The 7,561-nt window shown below is 68.2% G+C and carries 7 protein-coding genes; 3 read left to right on the forward strand and 4 right to left on the reverse strand.

Annotation, left to right across the window (positions count from 1 at the left end):
- The first annotated feature begins 194 nt into the window (after nt 1–194).
- From KBZ15_RS14540 to KBZ15_RS14550, 3 genes are read left to right on the forward strand one after another with little or no spacing between them, the layout of a single operon-like run.
- Entirely contained in the window at nt 195–833 is a 639-nt protein-coding gene (locus tag KBZ15_RS14540; protein ID WP_255015928.1) for an SOS response-associated peptidase, read from the forward strand.
- Complete coding sequence (locus KBZ15_RS14545; RefSeq protein WP_255015929.1) at nt 830–1,075, forward strand: Nif11-like leader peptide family RiPP precursor; 246 nt, start codon at nt 830–832, stop codon at nt 1,073–1,075. Before KBZ15_RS14540 ends, KBZ15_RS14545 begins: the two co-directional genes overlap by 4 nt.
- The gene (locus KBZ15_RS14550; protein ID WP_255015930.1) at nt 1,068–1,577 is read left to right on the forward strand and encodes a DUF427 domain-containing protein; all 510 of its coding nucleotides are present in this window, start codon (nt 1,068–1,070) and stop codon (nt 1,575–1,577) included. Before KBZ15_RS14545 ends, KBZ15_RS14550 begins: the two co-directional genes overlap by 8 nt.
- Here the strand turns inward: KBZ15_RS14550 and KBZ15_RS14555 are convergent.
- The 4 genes from KBZ15_RS14555 to KBZ15_RS14570 form a co-directional block, all read right to left on the reverse strand.
- Nucleotides 1,543–2,592 (reverse strand): mechanosensitive ion channel family protein, encoded by a 1,050-nt coding sequence (locus KBZ15_RS14555; protein WP_255015931.1) that lies wholly within the window; start codon nt 2,590–2,592, stop codon nt 1,543–1,545. The two genes, KBZ15_RS14550 and KBZ15_RS14555, sit on opposite strands and share 35 nt — an antisense overlap.
- Before the next feature lie 2 nt (nt 2,593–2,594).
- The gene (ribD, locus tag KBZ15_RS14560; protein ID WP_255015933.1) at nt 2,595–3,671 is read right to left on the reverse strand and encodes a bifunctional diaminohydroxyphosphoribosylaminopyrimidine deaminase/5-amino-6-(5-phosphoribosylamino)uracil reductase RibD; all 1,077 of its coding nucleotides are present in this window, start codon (nt 3,669–3,671) and stop codon (nt 2,595–2,597) included.
- Nucleotides 3,672–4,538: 867 nt separating this feature from the next.
- Nucleotides 4,539–5,063 carry a DUF3122 domain-containing protein gene (locus tag KBZ15_RS14565; RefSeq protein WP_255015932.1) on the reverse strand — a complete coding sequence of 175 codons (525 nt, stop codon included), beginning with the start codon at nt 5,061–5,063 and terminating at the stop codon, nt 4,539–4,541.
- Nucleotides 5,060–7,546 carry a GH116 family glycosyl hydrolase gene (locus tag KBZ15_RS14570; protein ID WP_255015934.1) on the reverse strand — a complete coding sequence of 829 codons (2,487 nt, stop codon included), beginning with the start codon at nt 7,544–7,546 and terminating at the stop codon, nt 5,060–5,062. The genes KBZ15_RS14565 and KBZ15_RS14570 overlap by 4 nt, the downstream gene beginning before the upstream one ends.
- Between the last annotated feature and the right edge of the window lie 15 nt (nt 7,547–7,561).

Raw genomic sequence — 7,561 nt, forward strand, 5'->3', positions numbered from 1 at the left:
GCAGCACCCCGAAGCCGATCAACACCAGGTTGATGATTCCGAAGCGGCGGTTGGGGCGGTTGTCGTCCTGGCGGATCGCCATGGTGCGGCAGCCAAAGTTCCAACCAAGCTAGTGGGGCGCTTCCGCCAGCGATCCAGTGGCGGGTTGGGAGAACCGAACGCACCCCAGTCCCCCCGGCGCCCAGTCCCAACCCATGTGTGGTCAATTTTCCCTCGCTGCCCCGCTCGAGAGCCTGCGCCCCCATCTGCAGGGGCCCTTGCCGCCGGGGCTGGAGTCCCACTACGCGCCGCGGGCCCAGGTGCGCCCCGGCGAGCCCCTGCTGATCCAGCGTCAGGAGCACGGCCGGCTGGAGGTGGCCCTGGCCCTGTGGGGCCTGCTGCCCGAGTGGGTCAAGGACCCCGCCAGCGCCCACTGCTGTCTCCATGCCCGCGCCGAAACCGTGGCGCTCAAGCCGAGTTTTCGCGGCGCCTGGCGCCACCGCCGCTGCCTGATCCCCGCCGATGCCTTCTGGGAGAAGGGCCGTTGGATTCGGCGTCGCGACCGCGAGCTGTTCTGGCTGGCGGGTCTCTGGGACCGCTGGATCGGCCCCGATGGCAGCGAGCTGGAGACCTGTTGTGTGCTCACCACCGCCCCCAATGCCCTGCTGGCGCCAATCCATCGGCGCATGCCGGCGCTGATCCCCGCGGGGCTGGAGGCGGCCTGGCTCGAGCCGGCCGATGGTCACCTCCTGCGGGCCCTGGAGCCCCTATTGCTTCCCTGGGACCCGGCCGATTGGCAAGTCGATGGCCAGCCGGTGGCGCTAGACCAGCCCCAGTTGAAATTGGACTTTTGAGCCTCGAGCAACTGGATGCCTTCCTGGCCCACGCCCGTCAGATGCCTGAACTGGCAGTTCGGCTGGCGGAACCGCTCGAGTTGCAGGCCTTTCTGGAGTTGGCCCGCGGCGCCGGCTATCCCCTCGAAGAGGCTGATGTGATTGCCGCGCAGCAGCGCCAGGAGGCAGGCCTCAGCGATGCGGAGCTGCAGGAGCGGGCTGGAGAGGAAGGTCGGCGGCTACGCAATTTCATCCATGCCTGAACGGGTGGCCGATTACCCCCGGCCGCCCGCGCTGGTCGAGAGCGCCGAGCAGGTGCGGGTTGAAGCCTTGGGCCAGGTGCTCTGTGAGACGGGGCGCAGCCTGAGGGTGCTGGAGACCTTCCACCCGCCCACCTACTACCTGCCGCCCCAGGCGCTGCGGCAGGAGCTGCTCCAGCCCAGCCCCGGCTCCAGCTATTGCGAGTGGAAGGGGCTGGCCCGCTATTTCGATCTGGTGCTCGATCTGGTGCTCGATCCCACTGCTTCGGCCGACGCCCTCCCAGTTGAGCGCCGCCTGCGCCGGGCGGTGTGGACCTACCCCGAGCCCAGCGAGGCCTTTGCTGCCCTGGCTGGCTGGTTTGCCGTGTATCCGGCCCTGATGGATGGCTGCTGGGTTGACGGCGAGCTGGTGACGCCCCAGCCCGGCGGCTTCTACGGCGGCTGGATCACTTCCAAGGTGGCCGGACCGTTCAAGGGGGATCCCCAGCATCCGGAACTGAGATAGGGCTGCCTGCTGAGATCACAGTGCGGGTGGGGAAGGGCATGGAAGCCCCGGCTTGCTCCACCACCGCGCCGATCAACAGCAGCGCCCGTTGGCGCAGGGCCCAGGCGTCCTGGATGGCGCCCCCGGCGGCAAAGCAGAGCAGACGCAGGGTGAGGCTCGATTCGCCGTAATCCACGAAGTGGACAAGCCGCTCCTTGGCCGGGTCTATGCCGGGCAGGGCTTCGAGCTGGTCCTGCAGGTCGGTGGTGATGGCCTCAATGCGGCCCCGGTCGGCGTAGCTGAGGCCGAATTCGATCCAGATGCGGCGATTGTCGATCTGGGCCAGGTTCTGCACGGCCTGGCTGGTGAATAGCCCATTGGGGATATAGATCCGCTGTCGATCCGGATCCCGCAGCTCGGTGTAAAACCAGCCCACCGCCTCCACCGTGCCGAGCAGCTGGGGGCCCGGCAGGTTGATCGTGTCGCCCAGGGTGAAGGGCCGGTTGATGTAGAGGCTGAGGCCGCTGAGGCCGTTTTCCACGATCGTGCGGGCACCGAAGCCCAGGGCCGCTGCCCCGAAGCCCCCGGCGGTGATCAGCACCCCTGCCGACACCCCCAGCAGGTCCAGGGTCATCAACAGCACCACCAGCACGGCGGCTGTGCTCAGCAGCTTGTCGAGCACGTCGAACAGAAAAAGCTGGTCTTTGCCTGAGAGGTGGGGCAGCAGCTGGGCCCCGTAGTGCTCGGCGCGCTGCTTGAGTTCGCTGCGCCAGCGCAGCAGGGTCCAAACCACGCCGATGCTGAGCAGCAGGTTGCGCAGCTCCCGGCCCTCAGCCTGGCCCGCCAGCCACCAGCCGATGCCGCTGATCAAGATGGCGGTGGCGATGCTGAGCCGGCCGCTGAGCAGCAGGGCCCGGCCGAGGGAGCCCATGGGGCAGCGCCGGCCCAGCCGATCCAGCAGCAGCCAGGCAAATAGGGCCAGCAGCGTCCCCCCCAGGGGGATCTGTAGAGCGAAGGGCAGGCCGGCGGTGGGCATGGTTAGGGCGCCATGGGCGCGGCAGGTGCGCTGAGTCGCCAGAGCAGGTCTGGGCCCAGGGTCTGGACTGGCTGGCTGCTCCAGTTGGGCACCTCGGCCATGGCCGTGAATCCCAGCTCCCCCAGGGGGGTGCGGGCCGGTTGGCCGCCCAGCAGTTTCGGGGCGATTACGGCGGCCACCTCCTGCACGCAGCCCTCCCGCACGGCCGCCGCCGCCAGCTCCGGGCCGCATTCCCACAGCACCTGGTTGCAGCCGCGGGCCGCCAGGACCTCCAGCAACGCCCGGGGGCTGCAGCTGGGCAGCTCCAGCCGGGGGACGCCCTGCTGATCGAGGCTGGCGCAGCTCAGCGCTGGCGCCTCGGGGCCATGGGCCACCAGGGTGGGGCCGGTGGCCTGATTCCAGAGCTTGGCGCTGGCCGGGAGGTCCAGGCTGCGGCTGAGCACCACCCGCAGTGGCTCAGGCTGGCGCAGGCCGCGGCTGGTGAGCAGGGGATCGTCGGCGCGCACGGTGCCGCCGCCGACAATCACCGCATCGCAGCCGGCCCGCAGCCGGTGCACCCAGCTGCGGGCCTCGGGGCCGCTGATCCACTGGCTGGCGCCGTTGCTGAGGGCGGTGCGGCCGTCGATGCCCATGGCCCACTTGAGGATCCCCAGGGGCCGGCCGCTGGCGATGCGGTGGCAGAAGGCCCGGTTGAGGGAGCGGGCCTCAGCTTCGGCCACGCCGCAGATCACCTCGATGCCGGCGGCCGCCAGCTGGGCCAGCCCGCCGCCGGCCACCTGGGGATTGGGATCGGCCATGGCCACCACCACCCGGGCCAGCCCCGCGGCGATCACGGCCTGGCTGCAGGGCGGCGTGCGGCCGTGGTGGCAGCAGGGCTCCAGGGTCACCACCAGGGTGCCGCCGCGGGCCCGCTCGCCCGCCTGGGCCAGGGCGCCGACCTCGGCGTGGGGCTCGCCGGCCCGGGCGTGGTATCCCTCCCCCACCAGCGAGCCGCCGGCATCGAGCACCACCGCCCCCACCAGGGGGTTGGGGCTGGTGTGGCCGGCGCCCAGCTCAGCTAGCTGCAGGGCCCGCTGCATCCAGGGGCGCCAGTGGTTGGGTGCGGGGCTGGATAAGGGGGGTGGCACTGAACAGGCGTGGGAGGGCAGCAATTAGTGCAGAGAAAACATAAAATAGATATTCAGTCGTTCCCGTGTGATGTTTGATCCATCCGTTGTTTTCCTGAATTCATCATTTCCGTGTAAGACAGGGCCCTGGGGCGTTCCTGATCAAAGGTGACCTTCCTCAGATCCTCGCCTGGAGGGCGAGCCCTTCCATTCAGGTGTTTTCTCACCATCCAGCCGATGGACAACGAAAAACCAAGAACGACCAGTATGCCCATCGCTTCATGATGGCGTAGATATGCATTTAGTGTAATCCACGGTGCAATCCACGGTTAAATCCAGAGTGCAATCCACGCGTTGTCCTGGCTTCACTGCGCGGCTGCCGATGGTTTTGCCTCGTCTGTGCCTGACACAGGAGGCAGGGGGGGAGGACCTTGAAGCGGTTCAGAAGACGGGGCAGGCAGAGACGGAGTTGCGGGAGACTGGGCGGCGGGAGACTGGGATTGGGGGCTTTGGGCGCCATTCTCGCGGCCTTTGAGGTCTTTTTGCAACTTCTCAATTAAAAGCCGCTGGTCTCTTATTTGCCCGTCCATGCCATCAAAGTATCTCACGGCAGCAATGGCGCCAATCGCAATTGTTGTCAGGCTCGCAATAACCGCGATGCTCTTAGAAAAGCTAACCATGATGCCATCCTCGTACAAAATGTTTTCGTGATTCTACCTTGATCAATCCAGTCACGCTTGGTGGGGCTGAGCAGGAGTAAGAGCATTCACCCATCGGCCCATGGACATTTAGCAATTAATACTTGTTGAGCTTTAGAGGGGCTGTTGTTGACAATCCTGGCTAGGTGGGATTGCCGAAGGCTCCTGGGGGTTGAGCCGCGGCCAGCGGCAGGCTGCGCCATTGCGCCACCACAAACGGCGGCACCGGCAACTCCACAAACACCCCCGGCAGCACCAGCCGTAGGGGCCGGTCTTGGCTCAGGTCGGCCAGCAGGGGCGCCAGGTCGAACTCGGCGGCGGCGCTGCGGCCATCCCCTGCCAGTTGGGGGTTGGCCAGGGTCACATCGGCCAGCTGCCAGCTGAAGTGGCCGCTGCGCACCTGCAGGGCCGTGGGATGGTCCAGCCGTACCTTGCCGGGATAGCCCACAATTCGCAGCTTCAGGGGCCCGCCGGGCGCTCCTTCCCGGTAGGCCACCAGCTGCCAGCTCTGGTAGTCGAGGTCGCGCAGGCTCTCGAGGCTCCGCACCACCGGGGTGCCGTTCTCGTCGTTGTGGGCGTGCACTTGGGCCTGGGCGGCCGGGGTCAGCCCCAGCCAGAGCGCCAAGGCCAGCAGGGGCGCCAGCAGCAGGGTGAGCAGGGGTCTCATGGTTGTCGCTCGGCCCCTGGAATCGCCTGCCAGCCGGTGTGGGTGGCCCACAGGGCCCAGATCGCCATGGCCCGCAGGTAGTGGCAGGCCCGGAAGGTGTTGACGCCGGTGATGGCTTCGGGGGTGCGGAATTGCAGGCCGCCGCCGTACACCTGCTCCACCACGGCGCCGCTGATGGCGAAGGCCGTGCTGGTTTCGCCCATCAGGCGGTAGTAGGCGGCCAGGCCGAAGTTGATGCCGGTCCACACCTCCAGCGGGTGGGTGCCGTTGGGATCGAGGGGGGTGCCGTCGCGGCGCAGGCCGTTGGCCACACCGAGCTTGCCGCCCTGGAAGCCCTCGAAGCAGGCCTGCTTCACCGCCTTGAGGGCACTGCGGGCGCGTTCGTCGGCCACCACGGCGGGCAGCCCCAGCAGGCGGGCGTAGAAGTCGCCGCAGAGCTGGTCGGCCATCACCACAGGTGTGCCGCTTTCGGCATCGATCTTGTAGTACTCCCCGTTCCACAGCAGGGCATCGAAGTTGGCTCGGGACTGCTCCAGCCAGCTGCCGAATTGCCGCTGCTCGCCACTGGTGTCGAGCCCCAGCTCCAGCTGCAGCCGCTGGGCCATGGCCAGGGCCGCCTCCAGGGCGGCGATCCAGAGGGCGCCGCAGTAGGCACTCACCCCCTGCAGCGGCCAGTCGTCGAAGGTCTGGTCGGGGGCGCCGCCGTTGTCGGGCAGGCCGTCGTTGTTTACGTCGAAGCTTTTCAGGTAGGTGAGGGCCTCAACGGTCGCTGGCCAGCACTCGGCCAAGAAGCGCAGGTCTTCGCCACTGGGAGCGAGCCGGAAGGTGCGCCACACTTGCAGCACGTAGTCGCTGGCCAGGTCTTTCCAGAGATTGCAGTCTTGATAGGCGGTGTAGTTGGTGGCATCCCAGGGCCGCTCGTTGGGAGCGCCCAGGTCGTGGGGGGTGGCACCGGCCAGCTTGCGGGCCGCCTCCACCCGGCCCTTGCCCTGGGTGAAATACCAGCCGATCGGCCTCGGTGTGGGGTCGGCGGCGGGGATGGCGCGGGCGAAGCTGCGCAGTACGGCCTTGTCGAGTTCGGGCCAGAGCTGCAGCAGGGCGAAGGAGCCGTAGAGCCGCACATCCAGGCTCTCGTACCAGGCGTAGTCGAGACACTCGAGCACCCCGAAGCGGCCCACCGGGTCGGCGGGGCTGGCGGCACTCCAGAGGCTGCCGCCACTGGCCAGGTCGTAGAGCTCGTTGAACAGGGCCATGCGCAGCGGTTCGGGCAGGTCGGCGCGCTCCAGCACCGGCCGCTGCCAGGCCTCGATCTGGCTGTGCCAGTCACGCCAGTCGCGCAGGGCCTCGGCGGCGATGGCAGCGGCGGCGCTGCCTTCTGAACCGAAAAAGTCGGTGTAGCGGCGCAGGCAACGCGTGCCGGTGGCGAAGGCCGTCACCGGCAGGTCCCAGCTGATCACCAGGGGGATCTCGATGCTGGCTCCCGGCTCGAGCTGGCATTTCACCGCCAGGGCGGCGCTGGCGGGGTCATGGGCGCCGCTGCGGCGGTCGTTGTTGCTCTCGGGGATCGAGCCGTCGCGGGCGAAGGGTTCCCACAGCTCAGCGCCGCTGCCGTGGGGGTTCCAGCGGCTGCAGCGCTGCACCTCCAGGTGATCGGCAGTGGCGATGCACCACTGGCCCTGGCCCTCAGCGACCGGCGTGGTGCGCTCACCCTCCAGCAACACCCCCTTGAGGCCGGGCTGGTCCAGCCAGCGGTTGCGCTGGCCCTTGCTGTTGCCGATCGCCGGCACGTAGTTGTGCTCAGGGCTGCCGTCGTCGCGAAACTCCACCGCCGCTGTGGGATCGGTGTTGGTGAACCAGCCCGTGGTGTTGCGCCAGCTCAGCAGCAGGGAGAGGTCGAGGGGGCGGTTGGTCGGGTTGGTCAGGGTCCATACGAACACCGCCACCGGGTAGCTGGTGCGCCGGTAGTCGCCCGGCAGGATCGGGCTGAACGCCTCACAGCTCACCTGGGCGGCAAAAACACCCTCGTAGCTGGTGCTGCTGAGCGGGTAGCGGGCGGCATAGGTGCCGGTAGGCCGTTCGGTGCTGCTGGCGGGATACCAGCTCCAGTCGCTGAGGGGTTCGCCGCCCTCAGGGCGGGAGGCATCGGCCGAGGGCTTCACCGCCAGGGCGTGGGCCCGGCTTTGCTGTCCGTCGCTCTCATAGAGCGCAAATTGGCAGTCCGGCAGGGTGCCAAACCAGTGCTCACCTCCATCGAGGTGCCAGAGGTTGAAGCTGCCGTCGGGGGCGCGGCCGATACAGCCGGCGCCGAAGCCCCCCAGGGGCATGCCGTGGTTGGGGCCGTCGTCGAGGTTGCTGGCGTAGCGCACCGTGTAGGGCTGCTCCCAGCCCAGACCAAACGGCCGACTCCAGCTGCTGCTGCCAGTGGGCGGGGCGCCGATGCCCTTCAGCAGCGAAGTCAGGGCGGAAAGGCCGAAGCGCGCCATGGGGCCAGAAAAGGT

Source organism: Cyanobium sp. BA20m-p-22, assembly GCF_024346275.1.
Lineage (GTDB): Bacteria > Cyanobacteriota > Cyanobacteriia > PCC-6307 > Cyanobiaceae > Cyanobium_A.

Coding starts and splice junctions, on each gene's coding strand:
- KBZ15_RS14540 (WP_255015928.1), top strand. CDS start 195: ATGTGTGGTCAATTTTCCCTCGCTGCCCCGCTCGAGAGCCTGCGCCCC.
- ribD (WP_255015933.1), bottom strand. CDS start 3,671: ATGCAGCGGGCCCTGCAGCTAGCTGAGCTGGGCGCCGGCCACACCAGC.
- KBZ15_RS14565 (WP_255015932.1), bottom strand. CDS start 5,063: ATGAGACCCCTGCTCACCCTGCTGCTGGCGCCCCTGCTGGCCTTGGCG.
- KBZ15_RS14570 (WP_255015934.1), bottom strand. CDS start 7,546: ATGGCGCGCTTCGGCCTTTCCGCCCTGACTTCGCTGCTGAAGGGCATC.
- KBZ15_RS14555 (WP_255015931.1), bottom strand. CDS start 2,592: ATGCCCACCGCCGGCCTGCCCTTCGCTCTACAGATCCCCCTGGGGGGG.
- KBZ15_RS14550 (WP_255015930.1), top strand. CDS start 1,068: ATGCCTGAACGGGTGGCCGATTACCCCCGGCCGCCCGCGCTGGTCGAG.